The organism is Sulfitobacter pacificus (genome assembly GCF_030159975.1).
Classification (GTDB): domain Bacteria; phylum Pseudomonadota; class Alphaproteobacteria; order Rhodobacterales; family Rhodobacteraceae; genus Sulfitobacter; species Sulfitobacter pacificus.
In genome coordinates, this window is the sequence record NZ_BSNL01000001.1 from 1,955,490 (window position 1) to 1,973,840 (window position 18,351).

The following is an 18,351-nucleotide window of genomic DNA, read 5'->3' on the forward strand; positions in this document are numbered from 1 at the left end:
CCTTGAAAATTGCATATATTCTAAACACCTACCCGCAGCCGTCACAGAGTTTCATCCGCCGCGAGATTCGCGCGCTTGAAACCACAGGCCATGACGTGTTTCGCATGGCGATGCGTCCCAGCGGTGATCCTCTGGTTGATCCACAGGACCGCTATGAAGCAGAGCGCACGGAATATGTGTTGGCCGAGGGCAAAAAGCATCTGCTCGGTGCCAGCTGGCGCGCGGTAAAACGCGATGCGGCGCAATTCTGGCAAGCGACCAAAACCGCCATCACCCTTGGCCGGGTTTCCGAAGTCGGCGTACTGCGCCATCTGATCTATCTGGCCGAAGCCGCTTTTGTTGCGGAACGCTGTCGCGCCGAAGGGGTCGCCCATGCCCATGCGCATTTTGGCACCAATTCTGCCGCTGTGGCGATGTTCAGCGCCCTTCTGGACGGCCCGAAATACAGTTTCACCGTACATGGCCCGGAAGAATATGACGCCCCCCGCGCCCTGTCCTTGGGCAGCAAGATTGCGCATTCCGATTTCACCGTTGCGATCACCCAGTTTGGCCGCTCGCAGCTGTGCCGCTGGGCCGCGCCCGCAGATTGGGACAAGATCAAAGTGGTGCATTGCGGGATTGAACCGCAGAAATTTGCAGACCCTGCCCCGATACCGGACGGCCCGCGCCGCCTTGTCGCCATCGGGCGGCTGGTGGAACAGAAAGGCCAGCTCGCCGTGATCAAAGCGCTGGCGCAGGTGCGGGCCAATGTGCACCTGACCCTGATCGGAGATGGCGAGATGCGCGGCATGATCGAGGCCGCGATTGCCGAACACAAGTTACAGGACCGGGTCACCCTGACCGGCTGGCTTGACGAGGCCGGGGTGAACGGCGAACTTGCCGCCGCCCATGCGCTGGTCATGCCGAGCTTTGCCGAAGGACTGCCGATGGTGGTGATGGAAGCCATGGCCGCCGCCCGCCCCGTTATCGCCACCTATATCGCTGGCACACCAGAGCTGGTGCAGCATGGCACTCACGGCTGGCTGGTACCTGCGGGGGACGTTGATGCCTTGGCCGATACGATAGAGGTCTTTGCCAAAACGCCCTTGAAGAAGCTGACCACCATGGGCGATGCGGCGCGCCAGCGCGTGTTGGAACGCCATGACATCAGCACCGAGGCCGCCAAGCTGGCGGCCCATATCAGCGGCTCCTAACGTCCCCGTGCCCAGCGATTGCCGCTGCGCAGGATTGGCAGGCGGATCGCAAGGCGCACCGCAGCAAAAGCCACAAAGGCCACCGGATCTTTCAGCGCGCGTTTCCACAGCGGCACCGTTTGATCATGGGTATCGTCGTTGACCATCAGTTCCGGATAGCCGGTTTCGATCTCTGCCACGCCAATGTCCTGACGGCGGCGGACTTGTACCAGACGGGTGAACCCTTCGATCATGGGCCAGTCGTAGTCTGCGGGCACACTATGCCGTTCTGCGGGTGTGAAGTTCAGCCGCGCAAAGGTATCGTCCGAAATAATATCAGGCCAGTCGCCCCAACGCGCACGCCCCGCGCGATTCATCGCAAACACCCCGAAACCGGGCACACCATGCACCATGAAGGGTGTGGTCAACCAGAACCGCGTGTAATGCCGCGTCAGCGTATCCTCCCCTGTCAAGGTCACATTGGCCCGCCCGCTGGCATATCGTGGCGTGTCCACATCCAACACATCGGTGATTTGCACCACCACCTGCGGCGAGACCACCACATCCGCATCCAGATAAATCAACACCTCACCCGACGCCGCCGCCTCACCCTTGTTCCAGGCATTCAACTTGCCGCCCTGCGCAACATCCAGCACCAGCAGCTGCCAGCCCTTTTCCTCGGCCTGCGCGGTAAACCCACGGGCAATCTCTGCGGTATTGTCCGTGCAGCCATTGGCAATCACCACCACCTGCACGCCCCCTGCCACCGGCTCAGAGGTCAGCAAGGCCGTCAAACAGGCCGGCAGGTAGTCCGCTTCGTTATGGGCGGGGATCAAAACCGAGGTTTTCATTGGAAATCGACCAATGCATCCCAGCGCGGGTTGCTGTCATCCAGATGGCGCAGCGCCCCCCAGGAGCCCCATTTTGTCGGTGCGTAGACATCTGAATAGGCATTGAACAACTGTCCACCGACCGCTTTCCAGCCATCCAGCAGCGCCCTATAAAGACGGCCCATTGCGGCAGAATAATTCAGGTGATGCAGAAATTCCGTCAAATCCGTATCCTCGACCAAACCGCCAATGCCGACGATATGGGTTCCCCCCTCATACATCACCAGATCAAGGTTATGCGCACGGGCCACCTGCGCGTGATGCGGCAACACGCGGCCAATCAGATCCTGCAAGGTATCCTCAGGGTTGCCGCTGACGCTGCCGTTCATCAACTCGCGCTCTGCCAATTCAGTGGCATGGTCAAAGCGGTGCGTGGCGATATAGGTCTGCAACGCCTCCCCCGTGAGCCCCTGCGCCTCTGCCTGAGCTTGCGCCTTGGCAGCACTGTCCGCCAACCAGGTTTTCACCATCTCCTGACGGTCCTCCAAACCCAGAACCCCGCCAAAATACCCTGTGACTGCATAGGCATCAAAGGCGTCAACCGGCGCTGCCAGCCCTTCGGCCACGGCCAATGGCGCGGTGAAGACTTCACTCTCCAAGCCCAGCCAACCGGTCTGTGAAGAGACCACATTGACCAGCCGATCCTCTGGCTCCCCGGCAAAAACCTCTGACCAGATCCGTGCCACTTCGGCGGCCCGCAGCCCGTAGTACTGCATCCATTTGTCCTTTTCGCCCCAGCGGGCCAAGCCGCTTTCATCCGCCCAGACCGCCTGTGAGAACTGCCAGTTCCACACCTCATTCGAAAATTCGACATAGGCGGTCAATTCCGGGTCCAGCCGGTCGCGGACCAGTTCGGCATAGGCGCGGATAAAGGCATCATCCGCCAGATGGGGCATGTTGAACCACGCATCATTCTCCAGTTCATTGGCCAGATCAATCATCACCTCAACCGGCACCCCGTCCACATAGGTGACGTCACCGACCTGCGGCCGTTCGGCCCAATCCGACAGCGTACTGTTGTTGGTTTCTGCCCAGTCCATAAACCGCAACGCACGAAACTGCCCGATGCGGGCGGTCCATGCAGGGTTGAATATCGCGCCCTGATCAAAACGCCGGATATTGTCACGATGCACCACGCTGATGTTGCGCGGCGGGTTGGTGGTGTTGATGCGCTGGATGCGAATGTCGACACTGCCCGGCCCCGGTGTGTAGTCAAATGTGACCTCTCCCTTCCCATAGCGCACCTTTTCAGCACGCCCTGAAACTTCGATCACGCCTTTCCCGTCAAACTTCAGCCGGTAACGCCCTTTCAACGATGTGGCCGCTTCGGGCATGTCGGTCAGGATCAATGTGCCAATACTGCCCAGACTACGCGGCATTTTCAGCGGCCAGCCATCAGCATCCAGAACCCCTTCTGCGCGCATCTGCGCCCGCTCCATACCGCCCCATTGGCCCGCCTTATGGCCAATCCAGGGGCGCGCGGTTTTCATCAGATCAAGGAAGGGCAGTTGGGTGCTCCAATCCGCGACAGAGGCCAAACCGATCGCTACAGCGTTACTGCCCTGCACCGCCCCTTCAGGGGGCAGGCTCAGGTCTTTCGGCGGGCCGGTCGGGGCCGCAGGGGCCATGCTGGCACGCCCCGTTGTTTTTGTCAGGGAAACCGGTTTTGCAGGCAGGGTGCCATAGGCCTGCACCGCCTCCCATGCGATGGCTTGTAGAATACGGGCCGTATCCTCATCCGGGGTGTCATAGGCCTTGCCAAACCGGTCTTTGAAGTCGACCGGGAGGCCGAGGGGAGATTGCCCCGTCAGCGTCGCATATTGCACCATTGCCACAAAGTAATGGCCCGTGTCATTGAGGTGGATGTCATCGTCAAAAAGTGCGGCAATATCCGTGATCCCCGCCACCTGCCCCGCCGCAATTTCATCATGTAACCGGGCCATCGCCTGTCCCGCCGGGATCAGCGAAACCGTAGCGGTCTGCGCACGGGTGCCCGCCGCAATCTGTGCCACGATATTTTCCCAGACCGGCAAATCCTGATCCAGTCGGACCCGCCAGGGAATATCCGCCTTGGCATCATGTTCCACCGCTTCACCAGTACCGCTTTTCAAACTATGCCATGTTTCCTGCACATAGATATGTGCCTTCGGATTGGCAGCGGTCGCCAGACCGGCAAAGGCCTGCGCGTAAACATCTGTCTCGGAAAACTGCGTGTGGTTTTCCAACGGCACCGCTTCGGTCAGGATCAGATGGCTGATGCCCCCTGCTGGCAGCACCGCGCGGGCGTCAACTCCTTCGGCAGTGTCGGATTTCTCCCAATTATAGCGCAGCGGTGCCCCGTTGATGATCTGCGCCTGAACCTTTGCATCGCCGGTGCCCGCCAGCAGCGCCTGTTCCAGCATACTGGGCCCCGTTGGGCCAAACAGGCTGTGGCCGACCATCAGCACCGAAAACAATGTCGCCAAACCGGTCATGCCGCTACTCCTGTTTCCGGGTGGCGCTGGACCACCTCCCAAACGCTGCGCTGCATCAAGGCCGCCACCGCGGGCGATGGCGCGTCCGCCAGCGTGCCGTCAGCGCGGTTCAATGCAAAGGGCAACCCCTCGGGCGAGCGGTGATAAAGCACCGCGTAATGGGTCAGTGCCACCAGATAGGCCCCCAGATCATTCAGGTGGATGGTGTCAGCAGTGCCATCCGCATTTCTGGCCATCAGATCATCCGCCCCCGTCACCCCATCCAGACCACCCTGCGCCGTGAGCGCGCGGATAAAGGCCGCCATCACCTGACCGGCAGGGATCAGGTGGATCGGCGCATCGGTTTTGGCCATGGCCGGATGGATGATCCGCCCCTGCCAAAACTTTTTCAAATCCGCGTCAATCCGTGTCAACCAGCCAGCCGCATCATTGGTGTGATGCCAGGTTTCATAAAGATAGATCCGTATCTGCGGCTTGTTGTCCCGTGCCAGCGCCGTCCATTTCGCCAGATAGTCAGCGCTGTCGTGATAGCGGATGGCGTCTTCGATCTCGACCATCTCGGTCAGCACCAAGACGTCATAGCTGCCAGAAGCCAGCGCCCCTTCCACCGCGCGAAACCGGGGATGATCGTTTTCCACGTCAAACCCGTTGACCGGCTGATCCGGCTCCCAATGCTGCATCAAGGAGGTGCCCCAGCCCAGCTGACTGTCGTAAGTGTGCCCCGCACCCGCCAGCTGCGCCAGCATCGCAGGCATGTCGCGCCCCACCAGAGAATGCCCCAGATGGTAGACCTGCAACCCGCCTTCCGGCTTGGGCAAGGGCTGATCATAAAATGACTGGACCAACCTGGCCTGCTGCTGGCGGCGAACATAGCTGTAGCCACCGATTCCAAGCGCCACGGTCAAAAGCCCAAGGGCAGCACGACGGGTAAATAACGGCATCAACTCAGGCTCCTTTGAACAGAGATTTATCAGCCCAAGCTGCCGTGACAAGGTGACCCTGAATTTGATCGAACCGCCCGGGCAGCTTGTCGCCCGCCACGAAATCCCCCGCCGGTTTCAGGAAAGTTGCGGTAAACGCCCGCCCCGGCAGGTCCAGCGCCACGTCAAGATGGTCAAAGCCAAACAGCATCTGCGTCAGCGGGTATTGCGCCTTATAGCTGGCTTCTTTGGCAGAAAAGATCAGTTTCGCCAGCCAAAGCTGGTCTGGTCCGGCGATACGGGCTTGCTCGTGATCTGAACAGATGGTGGACAGCAGATCCGCATCCAGCGGCATGTCTGCTTCGATATCAACGCCCAGCGATGCCGCATCACGGGTAAGTACCGCAGCACAAAGTGAGTTGCTATGCGAAATGCTGCCCCGAACCCCCTGCGGCCAAAGGGGCGCGCGATCTGCGGCTGCGGGAATGGCCATAGGGTCAAGGCCCAGCTGCGCCATCGCATCCCGCGCCGCGGCCCGTCCTGCGGCAAACTCCCGTTGGCGCGGTTCAAGCGCCTGTCGCAGATGGGCCGCCTCATCGGCGAGGGTCGGCGGTTGTGGGGCGCGTGGATCACGCACCCCAACCGCCACAGAGATATCATTCGCATCGTCAAACAGCGCGGCAATCACGGCCTGCGTCTGCGCCCGATGCACCGCCCCCGGCATGACGCTCATGCACCCGACTTGCTGCGTCCCGCCCGCATGGCGCGGCGTTTCGAAATCGCCTCTGTTGCGGCGGGCTGCGCGGGGGCAGCCGCTGCCGGGGCGGCCCCACCGGTCCCCTTGTCGATATGCCCGGCCAACCCTGCAAGTGTGGGGAAACGGAAAATATCGGTGATCGAAAGGCTGTCACTGCCAAGTGCCGTCTTGATATCGCGGTGCGCCTGCACGGCCAGCAGGGAGTGCCCGCCCAGACCAAAGAAGTTATCCTCGCCCCGGATATCAGCAACCCCCAACAGCCGTGTCCAAACCTCGCTGATGGTCGCCTGTGTCGCATTGGCGGGCGCGCTTGGGGCATCATCACGCGGTGTCTGACGGCGTTCGGGCAGTGGCAAGGCCTTGCGGTCGATTTTCTTGTTTGGCGTCAGCGGCATGGCATCAAGCGTGACATAGTAGGTCGGCACCATGATCGCGGGCAGCACTTCTGTAAGCGCCACCTTGGCCTGCTCCGGGTCCAGCGGTGTTGGTGATGTGACATATCCCACCAGATGGTCGCTGCCAAAGGCCTCGACAGTGGTGACAACCGCTTGGGTAACGCCGGGCAATTCGGCCAGCCGTGCCTCGATCTCGCCCAGCTCGATCCGGTGGCCGCGTATCTTGACTTGCGCATCGGCGCGGCCTGCAAAATGCAACGTACCAGTCGCATCCCATGTCGCCAAATCGCCGGTACGATAGAGCTTGCCCGCACCAAAGGGGTTGTCCACAAACCGTTCATCACTCAGCTCGGGGCGCTGCCAATACCCCTGCGTGACGCCATCACCGCCAATCCATAACTCTCCTTCAATACCAATGGGTTGCGGGCGCATCTTATTATCAAGGATGAAGGTCTGAGTATTTGCAATCGGCGTGCCAATCGGGGCGGTCGCATCCGCCGCATCTTTGATCATCTGGGTGGTCGACCAGATCGTCGTTTCCGTTGGCCCGTACATATTTTGCAAGCTGGCGCCGCTGGCCGATTGCAACGCGCTGACCAGCGATCCGGGCAAAGCTTCGCCACCCACCATCAGATGTTCCACCTGACCCAGCGCCGCCCGTGCACCATCGTTGGTGACCAACATCTGTGCCATCGACGGGGTGCATTGCAGGTGGCTGACCTTGTGGCGGACAACCTGTGCCGCAAGCGAGAAATCATCCTCTGCCAGAACCGTGCCCTGATTGGACAGGCGCAGCACCTCAGCCAGCGGTTTGAGCCCCTCCATGACCAGCGCCGGATCAATGCCATAGTCGATCAGACAGGCCACCTCATCCACGCCGATCATCTTCAGCTGTTCGACCCGCGCCACGCCATCGGCCACGGTGCCGAATAGACCGCTGTCGTTGAAATAACGCAGGAAGGCGAATTCAAGGATCGCGTCAAGTTCGTCCTCTGACACCCCTTCAAGGTCCAGATCAAAGGCGTTTGACGTGCCTTCAGGCCGTTTGAACGCAGGAAACGCCCAGGCGTATTGCTTGATCAAGGCAGCGGCAGAGCGCAGGTAATCCTTCATCGGCCCCCGCGCGATATCTTCCGCCTGTTCACGAGTCTCGGCCAGATAGCTGTGCAGCATCAGGGTCACGGTGAAATCCGCCGGATCATGGCCCGCATCACGCAAAGCCTGATGATAGATCTTGATCTTGCCCGCGACCTCTTCAATCGATTGCCCCAGAAGATGGGTCAGCACATTTGCGCCAATCTCGCCCGCCTCTTTCCAGGTCTGCGGATTGCCCGCCGTGGTCACCCAGACCGGGAGTTCCTTGGACACCGGGCGCGGTTGGGTGACAACAGCGTGCATGGTGCCGTCCTGTTTAGGAAACTCCACCGGCTCGCCGCGCCACATCTGGCGCAGCTGGTCGATGGCCGCATACATCGCGGGCTTGTTGGCGGGTGGTGTGTTTTCCGGGCGCAGCACAAAATCATCCGGCTGCCAGCCGCTGGCGATGGCAAGGCCAACCCGCCCGTTGGTCAGATTGTCGATCACCGCCCATTCTTCAGCAATCCGCGCGGGATGGTGCAGCGGCGCCACGCAAGACCCGGCACGTACCGAAAGGTTCTGCGTCACCGCAGCCACCGCTGCACCGGTCACCGACGGGTTGGGGTAAGGGCCACCAAAGGCATGGAAATGCCGTTCTGGCGTCCAGACCGCGTTGAACCCATTGGCATCCGCGAATTTGGCACCTTCCAGCAGCAGTTCGTATTTCTTGGGGCCGACACCATCGTCATTGCCCCAATACATCAGGTTAAAATCGACCTTGCGATCCGAAACGGCGATGGGTCCGTTTGACACCATAGTGCGCGCTTCATCCCCGGCCAGCACCAGTTTGAACCCGCGTGCAAGGGTCCAGAACAGTTCCAGCACCGAAATATCAAAGCTGAGCGAGGTGACAGCAAGCCAGACCGCGCCGGCCTCATGGTCGATGCGATCATCCATCCCGGCAAAGAAGTTCGCGACATTGCCGTGGCTGACCATAACGCCCTTGGGCGTGCCGGTGGAACCGGAAGTATAGATCAGATAGGCCAGATCATCAGGCGTCGCCGTAGCCTCAAGCGCTGCCTCAGGGGCCGCCGCGATACGCGGATCACTGTCCAGTGCAATAACCTCTGCGCTATGGGCGGGCAGCTGTGCAGCCAAGCCGCTTTGCGTCACAATCAACGGTGCGGCGCTGTCGCTGATGTAATGCGCGATGCGGTCCGCAGGATAGGCCGGATCAAGCGGCACATAAGCCCCGCCCGCCTTGAGGATGCCCAGCGCACCGACCAGCAGATCAAGGCCACGTGTGGTGAACAAGCCGATGGGTGTGCCGGGTCTGGCCCCTTGGGCACGCAGCACATGGGCCAGTTTGTTCGCGCGGGCATCCAGCGCCGCGTAAGAAAGGCTTTCGCCTTCGAAAACAATTGCTTCGCTTTCTGGGGTCCGCGCCACCTGTGCCTCAAATGCCGCATGGATGGTGCTAGGGGTATAGGCACGCTCGGTGGCGTTCCAGCCTTGCAACAGCGCCGCTTCGCTTGCGGGCATCTGGCGCAGTTCGTCGCAGCGTTGCGCATTGGCAAGGGCGGTAGCCGCCGCTTCGATACGGGCAGAGATCAGATCAAGTGCCGCATCGCCCAGGCGTGATTTATCATAGATCAGCTGCGCCGCTTTGCCGTCATGACACAGGGTCAACGCGGCGGATGCAACGGGTTCAGCCGCCAGCGAGAAACCGATCTGCGGCTGGCCCTGCGCGACGATCGCCGGATCGCGGGACAGCAAGTCCTGCGCCATACCGGCAGAGGATTGCGCACGTTCCAACTGGCGGGCCACGGCATCATGCACTGTTTGCACCGCGTCTGCGCCATCAGCGGCGATGTACAGCGGAACCCAGTCAGCGGCCAACCGGTGGGTGTTTGCCGACTTCAATGCAAACACACCCTGCCCGGCCTCAACCCCATTCAACAGGACCACGGATGCGGCAGTGATTACCTGCGCAGCAGACAGCCCGGCAGGCAGTGACAATGCCCGCTGCCCCCAATCTGCATCGCCGGATTGCGCCGTCACAAAGGGGGCGGGAACCGGTGCCGTCTTGCTCAGGGCGCTGCGCCAGATGGCTTCGTCCTTGACCTCCAGCTCAGGCAGATCTGCCGACGCCAAAACATCACCAACCACACATAGGGTAGTCGGGTTCACCGATGTGCCGTCCAATGTGGTCAATCCACGCAGCCGCACTGCGGTGGTAGCAGTGGCAATTGTGACGCCCTTTGCGTCAACCACCAGAACCTCGCCTGCGGCACCGCTCTGCCCCGCGACGGGCTCAAGCCCGCCAATACTGTAAAACGCATTTCCAAGGGCAAGTTTGGCTGTGCCCAGCGGGTTCCAATAGGTGCCGAAATCCAGCCCCCGCACCAATGCGTCCAACTGTGCCGCAGCTTTATCGAAATTCAGCACACCCATATTTTCAGGCCGCTGATCGCGGGCAAAATAGCTGCGCAGGCTCAGGTCCTGAGGTGTGCGCTCCAAGCCACCGGTTTCTAATTGGGACAGGACGCGGGCAAAGCTCTCCATCCCGGCAGCGTAACATTTGGAGTTCAGACTGAACGCCGTCTCATCCGCCGCAATTGCCACCTCATTTTGCGCGAGCAGGTCACCCTCATCCACGCCACCCTCGATCATGTGCCAGCTGACGCCATGAGAGGTCTCGCCGTTGATCACCGCCCATGCCGGGGTGTTCAGCCCTGCATAGCGCGGCAAAGGACCATCGTGAAAGTTAATCGCGCCCTTGGTGGGCACCGCCAGCACATCCGCCGGGATCATCCGCAGGTTGGCAATGGACAGCAACCAATCCGCGGCAAGGCCAGCCCCCACAATTTCCTTGGCCTGATTAAAGACAGTCAGCCCCTTGTCTTCGGCCCAGTTGCGCACCGTGGCATCACGGGTAATCACCGCCGACAGGCGATGTCCGCCCGCCAACATCATATCACCACAGGCAATGGTCAGGGATTCATCGCCCATCAAAAGGGCATCAAAGGCTTGAGGATTGAAGGTGGCGGTCATGAGTTTTCCTTCGATACGGAACGGCGGGTCACAGGGATGTCACGGCGCAGGGGCAAGCCAAGGCCGAAACGCAAAAGGTCGCGGTTGAAACCGGGCGGATCTTGCGGCGTTGCGCCAGATATCTTGCAGCGCAGGTGGTGGATTGCCCCCCCAGCAAGTTTGGCAAGAAGAGCCGCCGCTGCATAGGCGCGAGAGTGGTTTTTCACAAAGTAATGCCGACGCGAAGCGAACCAGTAATCAGGGATGCGTTGCCATTCTTTCATGCCGGTGGACACGGACCCGATATGCACCACACCGACCTGCGGCAGATACCAGCATTCCCAGCCTGCCACCGCGGCCCGTTTGCACAGGTCTGTTTCCTCAAAATAAAGAAAGAAGGTTTCGTCGAAAATGCCGATTTCATCCAGCATGCTGGCCCGCATCAACACGCTGGCCCCCGCCACCCAATCCACCTGTGTGGCGGTCTGCGGCAAATCAGGCGCGACGACATAGGATTTCAGCAAACGGGTAATCGGGCCGGTGCGCGCCGCCCCCTCAAACTCGCCCGCAATGGACGGAAAGCGAAAGGCAGTTGTATGGGGCTGATCATCCTCGCCGCGCACATGGCTGCCGGCCATGCCCGCCTTGGGTGTGGTTTCCAAATGCTGGATCAGATGTGGCAAACAGCCCTGATCAGGAAAGGCATCCGAGTTCAGCACATAGAAATAATCGGGGCGGCTGTCATCCGACATGCCCGCCTTAAAACCAAGGTTATTGCCTGCGCCGAAACCGCCGTTCACCTCTGACAGGATCAGGCGCACACGACTTTGCGCATCCCATCCCCGTTCAGTGATGGCGTTGGTCAGCACACCGGCTGAGCCGTCACCAGAGGCATTGTCGACAATCACCAGTTCAGCCCCCGCAGGCATATCAGCCAGCGCCGCCTCAGCGGCACGCAGGGTCATTTCAGCAGTCCGGTAGTTCAGTAAAACCACCAGTACTTTAGGGTTTGAAACTGCCATCATTGTGCCGCCGTTGCCTGTTGCCAATCATCCGATCCATCGTCTAGTGCCCGTGCGATCACTTCGCGCAGCTCTTGCGCCAAAGTGGTGACATTTGGGGCCAGCATCATACTGTCATGATCACCGGGCACCTCGATCACCTCAATCTGCGGCGCATATCGACGCCAGTCGTTGTCCTCGAACACATATTCGCGCTCTTTGCTGACAAACCTGCCCCCCGTCACCGGCCAATGCAAATCAAGCGCCGGACGGAACAGGGTGAGCGGGCCGTCCCAATCGGGTGTCTGGTATTTCCCCACCGCTTCAAGGAAGGCATCCTGAATTTTCAGGTTGTTGAACTCCGCCCCCGCAGGTGCATCAGGCGCAGTATCTTCGTTGCGTTTGCGCATCTCCCAAGCCCAGCGGTTCTGTGCCCATTCGACCAGATATGCTGGTCCTTTCGATTTCAGCTCAGCCAGCTTGATCAATGCCTTATCGGGTCTGCTGAGCGACGGGCGTACCGGCAGCGGCGTGTCAAACATCGCCACCACAGCCACTTCATGGCCCGCATCGCGCAATTGTCTGGCCATTTCATAAGCCGTGATCCCGCCGCCGGAATACCCGGCAATCAGATAGGGCCCCTCTGGCTGCAAACGCTGCATTTCTGCCAGATAGTCACGGGAAGCGATGGCCACATCGCGATGCGGTTCGGTTTCCCCGATCAGCCCCCGTGCCTGCACACCAAACACCCGCCGTTCCGATGCAAAAGGCAGCGCAAGATGGCGCAGGTTCAGCACATTGCCAAACATGCCCGCAACAATGAACAAGGGTGGCGCATCGCGCTGATCGCTTTGGTTCAGCGGCACAAGGAATTCGTATTTCTCTGGCGCAGCGGCAGGGGTCTCCCCCTCCGAAGCTTCTCCCAGATCGCCGGTTTCCGCCGCGATCAGGGCAGCGCATTTGGCAATTGTAGGGGCCTCGAAAAGTACCGAAATCGGGAATTCCACCTTGAACTCACGTTTCACCGCCGCAAACAGGCGCACGGCAATCAGAGAATGCCCGCCAAGGTCGAAAAAGCTGTCCTCAACCCCAACCGGACTGATGCCCAGCAGGTTCGACCAGATCCCGGCCAGACGTTCCTCAATACCGTTGCGCGGTGCGACGAAAGAACCATCCAGATCGGGACGTTCGAAACTCTGACCTGAAGTAGCCTGTTCAACCGCTGGCGTATTGGCGCGCGCGATCAGCCCCTGCAAGGGCAGCGATGAAACCATGACCTGCGGCTTGCCCAGCGCAAGCGCACGGCGCAGGGCTTCCGGCCCCTCACTGGCGCGGATGCCTTGCGACACCAGATAGGCCAGCTGTTCCTCGGCAGGACTGCGGCTGTCATCATCCGCGCTGTCATCGGTGAAAGTCACTTCGGCTATGGTCAAAGGCATTGCTGCAAGGTCGCCCTCAAGCCGTTTCATCGCGAAATCGCTGACTTCGACCAGAACGCGGCCTTCCGGGTCACAGACTGTCACATCAAAACGGGCAAAATCACCCTGCCCGTCGCGCAAGCGTACCCAAGAATACACCATATCCGGCAGCGGCGCATAAACACGGATTGATCCATAGGACACCGGCACCCAAAGATGGGTCGCGCCATATCCCGGCACCAGCGCGATGGCCCAGCCAGTGGCCAGATCCATCAGTCCGGGATGCAGCACTGGCGCGTTTTCAGCGCCGCGCAGGGCGTCAGGCAAGGTCAGCTTGGCCACTCCCTCGCCCCTGCCCATCCGGGTTTCGGACAGGACATGCCAGTGGGGGCCGAATTTCAAATGCGCTTCTTGCGGGGATTTCAGACGGGCCTCGGCAGTGCTTTGCTGAGCCACGTCACATCGCGCGGAAAGTGATGCGATATCAACATCTTCCGGCGCAACTCCGGTCAGCGGGTTCAGGGCGGCTTGCGCGTGCAGTTGCCAACCATCCCTGCCTTGCAACCGGCAATCACTGCGCATTTCGGCAGCAAAGCCCTTGCCGTCCGGGCGCAGGGTGACTTGCATCTGACGACTGCTGTCTTCCTCCACCGGCATGGCGCGCAGGAAATACAGGTCTTGGATGTCAAACCCTGTCATGCCCTGTGCCTTGGCCGCCTCGGCCAGCAGTTCGATATAGCCGGTGCCGGGCAGGATCGCCTGCCCTTGTGCCGTGCGGTGCTGGTCCAGCAGCCAATCTTGCGTGGTGAAAGGGGCGGTGAACACCAGATCACCCGCCGCATCCGCACCCACGGTTTTCAGAAATGCGGCCTCAACCGGGCGCGGCGGCAGGACGTCGCTGGCCGCACCATTCAGCGCCTTGGCGGCCATGCCCACATCCGACCAGATGCCCCAATTGATCGCAACCACTTTGGTTTTGCCGTTGCGCCGTGCAGCAGCAAAAGCATTCAGCCAGGCATTGGCGGCGACATAGTCGGTCTGCCCTGCGGCCCGTGTGGCCGTCGAGGTAGAGGAAAACAGCACCATCAGTTCCAACGTGCCATCGGGCAGCAATTGATCAAGGACGCGCAGCCCCTGAACCTTGGGCGACAATACCGCGTCAATGCTGGCATCCGATTTGGCCAGCAGCGGCGCATCATCAAGCGTACCAGCGGCGTGGATCACTCCCGTCAGCCCACCATGGCGCGTGGTCAAATCCTGTGTCACCCGGCGCATCTGGGCAAGGTTGGCCACATCGCCCTGTGCCACCTCAATGGTGCCGCCCCGCGCTTGCGCCAGTGTTTCAAGACGCATCACCGCATGCATTCGCCGCGCGGTGCGATCGGTGGTCGCGTGGGTCTTGAGGTATCCTTCCCAGGCTTGCCGTTCCGGCATCGGGTCACGCGACAAAAGCACCACATGGGCATTATGCTGTCCCAGAATATCGGCTGCCAAGGTCAGGCCGATGCCACCGAAACCGCCGGTGATCAGATAGGTGCCGCCATCGCGGAACGCCGGTGCCTCTGCCTCTGGCAATCCAATGTCGCGGTAAGTTTGTTCAAAACGTTTCGCCCCGCGCAGCGCCGCAATGGTATTGGCTGGCACGGCCAACAGCTCTTCCAACAACGGCTCTGTCAGACTGTCATCAGGCGGGGTTTCGACAGGTTTTGAAAACCACCCTTTGGACGGGGCAACAGCCGCCGCAACCGGCTCCAGATCAATCTGCGCACAGGTTACATCGGGCATTTCGCGGGCAAAGACACCGACAGGTCCGGCAATCAGCGCCTCTTCGGGGTGGGGAACGGCCTCCTCGCGGACCTGCGCCGCACCTGCTGTAAAGGCGAGGAGGTGCAGGGGTTTATCAAATTCGGCCTCGGACAGGGCCTGCGCAAGCCAGGTCAGGCTCCAGAATCCCTGTTCCAGATTGCGGTCGAATTCGGACGATCCTGCGCGCGGGGGCAGATGATCATCGGTCAGCCAGAAATGCCCAATCCGGTCAGGCAGCAAGTCGCGCTGTTTCAGGTCGGTGATCAGCTGGTCATAGCCTTGACGGCCCTGTTCGGGGGCAAGCGTATAGGTCGCATCATCCGCCTGGGCGAAAGCATCACCCGCCCGCACGGTGACAACCCTATGACCGGCATCTTTCAGACGTTGAAGGGCGGGCGCAGCACGACCCGCACCATCCGCAAACATCAACCACGTCAAGGGGACATCCCCCAGATCGCGTGTCACATCCATATCCGTATCGGCAAATCGCGGACGCCATGCGGGGACAGAGCCCCAGTCTTCGATGGCATCGCTGCGCGTAAGCGGCGCAGCCACAGGTGCAAGCGCCGCTTGCCCTGCTTCGATGAAATAGCGGCTGCGCTGGAATTGATAGGTGGGCAGAATAACACGGTTGCGCTTCGCCTCTCCCCAGATCTGGGACCAATCGGCGTTAAGCCCACAGGCCCAAAGACGGCCAATCACCGAAATAAAATAGGCATCATCCGCAATTTCCTGATCGGGATGGCGCAGGGTCGACAGCACCTGTGCGGGCGCAACATCAGGGTGCATCTGCGCAAGGGCGGACAGGGCCTTGCCCGGCCCGACCTCAAGGTAGATCCGTTTGCGCGGGGCCGCGAGCGTGGTGATACAATCGGCAAAGTTGACGGTATTGCGCAGCTGGGCGACCCAGTAGTCGGGGCTTGTCGCCTCCTGCGCGGTAATCTGTGCGCCGCCGCGGTTGGAGACAAACGGCATATTAGGTGCTTGCAAGTCGATGCTGGCCAAAAAGGCGTGGTAGCGTGCAAGGATCGGCTCTAGCATGCGGCTATGCGCGGCGATATCGATGGCGATGCGCTGATATTCAATATCAGCCGCGTCAAGCCGGCCCTGCATGGCAGCCAGCGCCGCCTGCGGGCCAGAAACCGCGATCAGTTCAGGCGCGTTGATCGACGCGATATCAAGATCCTCGCCGAGCAGTGGCTCAATGGCCGACAACGGGGCCGAGATGGACAACATGCCACCGGCGGGCACCTCGTCAAACAACCGACCGCGCAGCAGAACAAGATCTATCAGGTTTTCAAATGTCATCACACCGGCAAGGCAGGCCGCAACATTTTCGCCCATGGAATGGCCTACCATCGCGGCGGGTTGCACGCCCCATGACATCCAGAGTTTTGCCAGCGCATATTCGACAATAGCGATCAGCGGCAGTTGCACCGATGGCTGCTTCAACCGTTCCGCAGCCGCATCAGCCTGCCCCACCTCGGGCAGCCACAGCGCACGGATGTCATAATCCAGCTGCGGCGACAGATGCTCCAACCCACGGTCCATCCATTCGGCAAATTCCGGCTCGGTTTCGTAAAGGTCCCGTGCCATGCCCGCATATTGCGCCCCGCCACCGGGGAACATGAAGACGACTTCAGGGTTTTCACCAAGCGCCTCATGAGTAAAGACGCGGCGGGTATCCGCGCCGCCCAGCAGGTCGGCGGCTTCGGCATGGGTTTCCGCCACCACCACACGGCGTTTTTCAAAGGCACGTCGGCCATTTTTCAACGTATGTGCAACATCCGCCAATGGCTGTTCAGGATGCGCGCGCAGATGTGCGGCAAGGGCAGCGGTATTGGCATCCAGCGCCGCTTTCGACGCACCTGAAACCACCAGCGCATGAAACGGCCAGTCGCTTTCCTCGGAGGCTGTGCGTTCCGGCGCTTCCTCCAGGATCATATGAGCATTGGTGCCCCCCACGCCCAGCGCATTGATCGCGGCGCGGCGTGGTGTATCACCGGCAGCCCAATCCGCAAGGCTGTCGTTGACGCGGAAGGGAGAGCCCTCAAACGGGATTGCCGGGTTTGGTGCCTCATACCCCAGCGAAGGTGGCATTTGTTTGTTGTGCAACGCCAGCGTCGCCTTGGCGAGCCCCGCAACACCTGCAGCGGTATCCAGGTGGCCGATGTTGGTTTTCACCGACCCGATGCGACAGAAATCAACGGCATCGGTTTCCGCACGGTAGGCTTCGGTCAGGGCGGCAACCTCAATCGGATCACCCAGATAGGTGCCTGTGCCATGACATTCGACCATACCGATGCTTTGCGCAGCAACGCCAGCCGCGTCCAGTGCCGCCGCAATGGCCTGTGTCTGACCGTCGACCGAGGGGGCAAGATAGCCCGCTTTGGCCGCTCCATCATTGTTGACAGCAGATCCTTTGATCACGGCCCAGATGTGATCCCCATCCGCAATCGCGTCCGATAGACGGCGCAGGGCAACCGCCCCTGCCCCCGATCCAAAAACCGTACCCTGCGCGCGGTGGTCAAAGGCGTGGCAATGCCCGTCGGGTGACAGGATCTCATTTTCCTTGAATTCATAGCCGCGCCCATGCGGCAATTCGATAGTCACCCCACCGGCGAGCGCCATGTCAATTTCGCCCGCACGTAGGGCCTGACAGGCATAGTGGATCGCCACCAAAGAGGTCGAACAGGCGGTTTGCAGGTTGATCGACGGGCCTTTGAGGTCAAACACATGGCTGACCCGCGTTGACAGGAAATCCTTGTCGTTGCCGGTATGGCGCAACAGGAACATGCCCACATCATCCACCAGATCGGGGTTCGAGCAGATGTTGAAATAGAAATAGCTGCCCATGCCACAACCCGCATAGACGCCAATTGGTCCGGCCATGGTTTCCGGCGGATGACCCGCCTGCTCCATCGCTTCCCATGCCACCTCAAGAAACTTGCGGTGCTGCGGGTCAAGGATCGCCGCGTCTTTCGGCGAAAAGCCAAAAAAATCCGCGTCAAAAGTGTCGAACCCTTCGAGAATTGCGGCAGCAGGAACATAATTCTTGCGGGCAATCGCCTGCGCACTTTCGCCCGCGTTCAGCAATTCCTCCTCAGACAGACGGCGGATTGATTCCACCCCGTCACGCAGATTGGCCCAATAGGCATCAACATCACCAGCGCCGGGTACGTTGACAGAAAGGCCAACAATAGCAATGTCTTCGCCAGCACGTGCGTTTTTGGCTGCTGTTTTCATCGTTCGCAATTTACCCCGCCATCGAAATAATCCGATTCTGGGCCCCATGGGTTACCTAAGAAATACCCGCATTCTCTATCGCGCAATTCAGGCATTTTTATGCCATTTTTCGCAATCCACGCTGCATTGCGGGCATCTTACGACACTCTCGCGGGTAATATG

The 18,351-nt window shown here is 60.4% G+C and carries 8 protein-coding genes; 1 reads left to right on the top strand and 7 read right to left on the bottom strand.

The window, feature by feature from the left end; translation table 11 throughout:
• The first annotated feature begins 2 nt into the window (after positions 1 to 2).
• Positions 3 to 1,193, top strand: coding sequence for a glycosyltransferase family 4 protein (locus tag QQL78_RS09790; protein ID WP_284372948.1), 1,191 nt, complete (start codon positions 3 to 5; stop codon positions 1,191 to 1,193).
• Here the strand turns inward: QQL78_RS09790 and QQL78_RS09795 are convergent.
• From QQL78_RS09795 to QQL78_RS09825, 7 genes are read right to left on the bottom strand one after another with little or no spacing between them, the layout of a single operon-like run.
• Positions 1,190 to 2,023 (bottom strand): glycosyltransferase family 2 protein, encoded by an 834-nt coding sequence (locus QQL78_RS09795; RefSeq protein WP_284372950.1) that lies wholly within the window; start codon positions 2,021 to 2,023, stop codon positions 1,190 to 1,192. The genes QQL78_RS09790 and QQL78_RS09795 overlap by 4 nt on opposite strands.
• A complete protein-coding gene (locus QQL78_RS09800) occupies positions 2,020 to 4,536 on the bottom strand; it encodes a hypothetical protein (protein WP_284372952.1) in 2,517 nt (838 codons plus the stop codon). Before QQL78_RS09800 ends, QQL78_RS09795 begins: the two co-directional genes overlap by 4 nt.
• A complete protein-coding gene (locus QQL78_RS09805; protein ID WP_284372953.1) occupies positions 4,533 to 5,477 on the bottom strand; it encodes a hypothetical protein in 945 nt (314 codons plus the stop codon). The genes QQL78_RS09800 and QQL78_RS09805 overlap by 4 nt, the downstream gene beginning before the upstream one ends.
• Positions 5,478 to 5,481: 4 nt before the next feature.
• The gene (locus tag QQL78_RS09810) at positions 5,482 to 6,189 is read right to left on the bottom strand and encodes a 4'-phosphopantetheinyl transferase family protein (RefSeq protein ID WP_284372955.1); all 708 of its coding nucleotides are present in this window, start codon (positions 6,187 to 6,189) and stop codon (positions 5,482 to 5,484) included.
• Positions 6,186 to 10,739: a MupA/Atu3671 family FMN-dependent luciferase-like monooxygenase gene (locus QQL78_RS09815; RefSeq protein WP_284372957.1), complete on the bottom strand. Its 4,554-nt coding sequence runs from the start codon at positions 10,737 to 10,739 to the stop codon at positions 6,186 to 6,188. The genes QQL78_RS09810 and QQL78_RS09815 overlap by 4 nt, the downstream gene beginning before the upstream one ends.
• Positions 10,736 to 11,767, bottom strand: coding sequence for a glycosyltransferase family 2 protein (locus QQL78_RS09820; protein ID WP_284372958.1), 1,032 nt, complete (start codon positions 11,765 to 11,767; stop codon positions 10,736 to 10,738). The genes QQL78_RS09815 and QQL78_RS09820 overlap by 4 nt, the downstream gene beginning before the upstream one ends.
• Positions 11,740 to 18,189, bottom strand: a complete 6,450-nt coding sequence (locus tag QQL78_RS09825) for a type I polyketide synthase (RefSeq protein ID WP_284372960.1) — start codon at positions 18,187 to 18,189, stop codon at positions 11,740 to 11,742. The genes QQL78_RS09820 and QQL78_RS09825 overlap by 28 nt, the downstream gene beginning before the upstream one ends.
• Between the last annotated feature and the right edge of the window lie 162 nt (positions 18,190 to 18,351).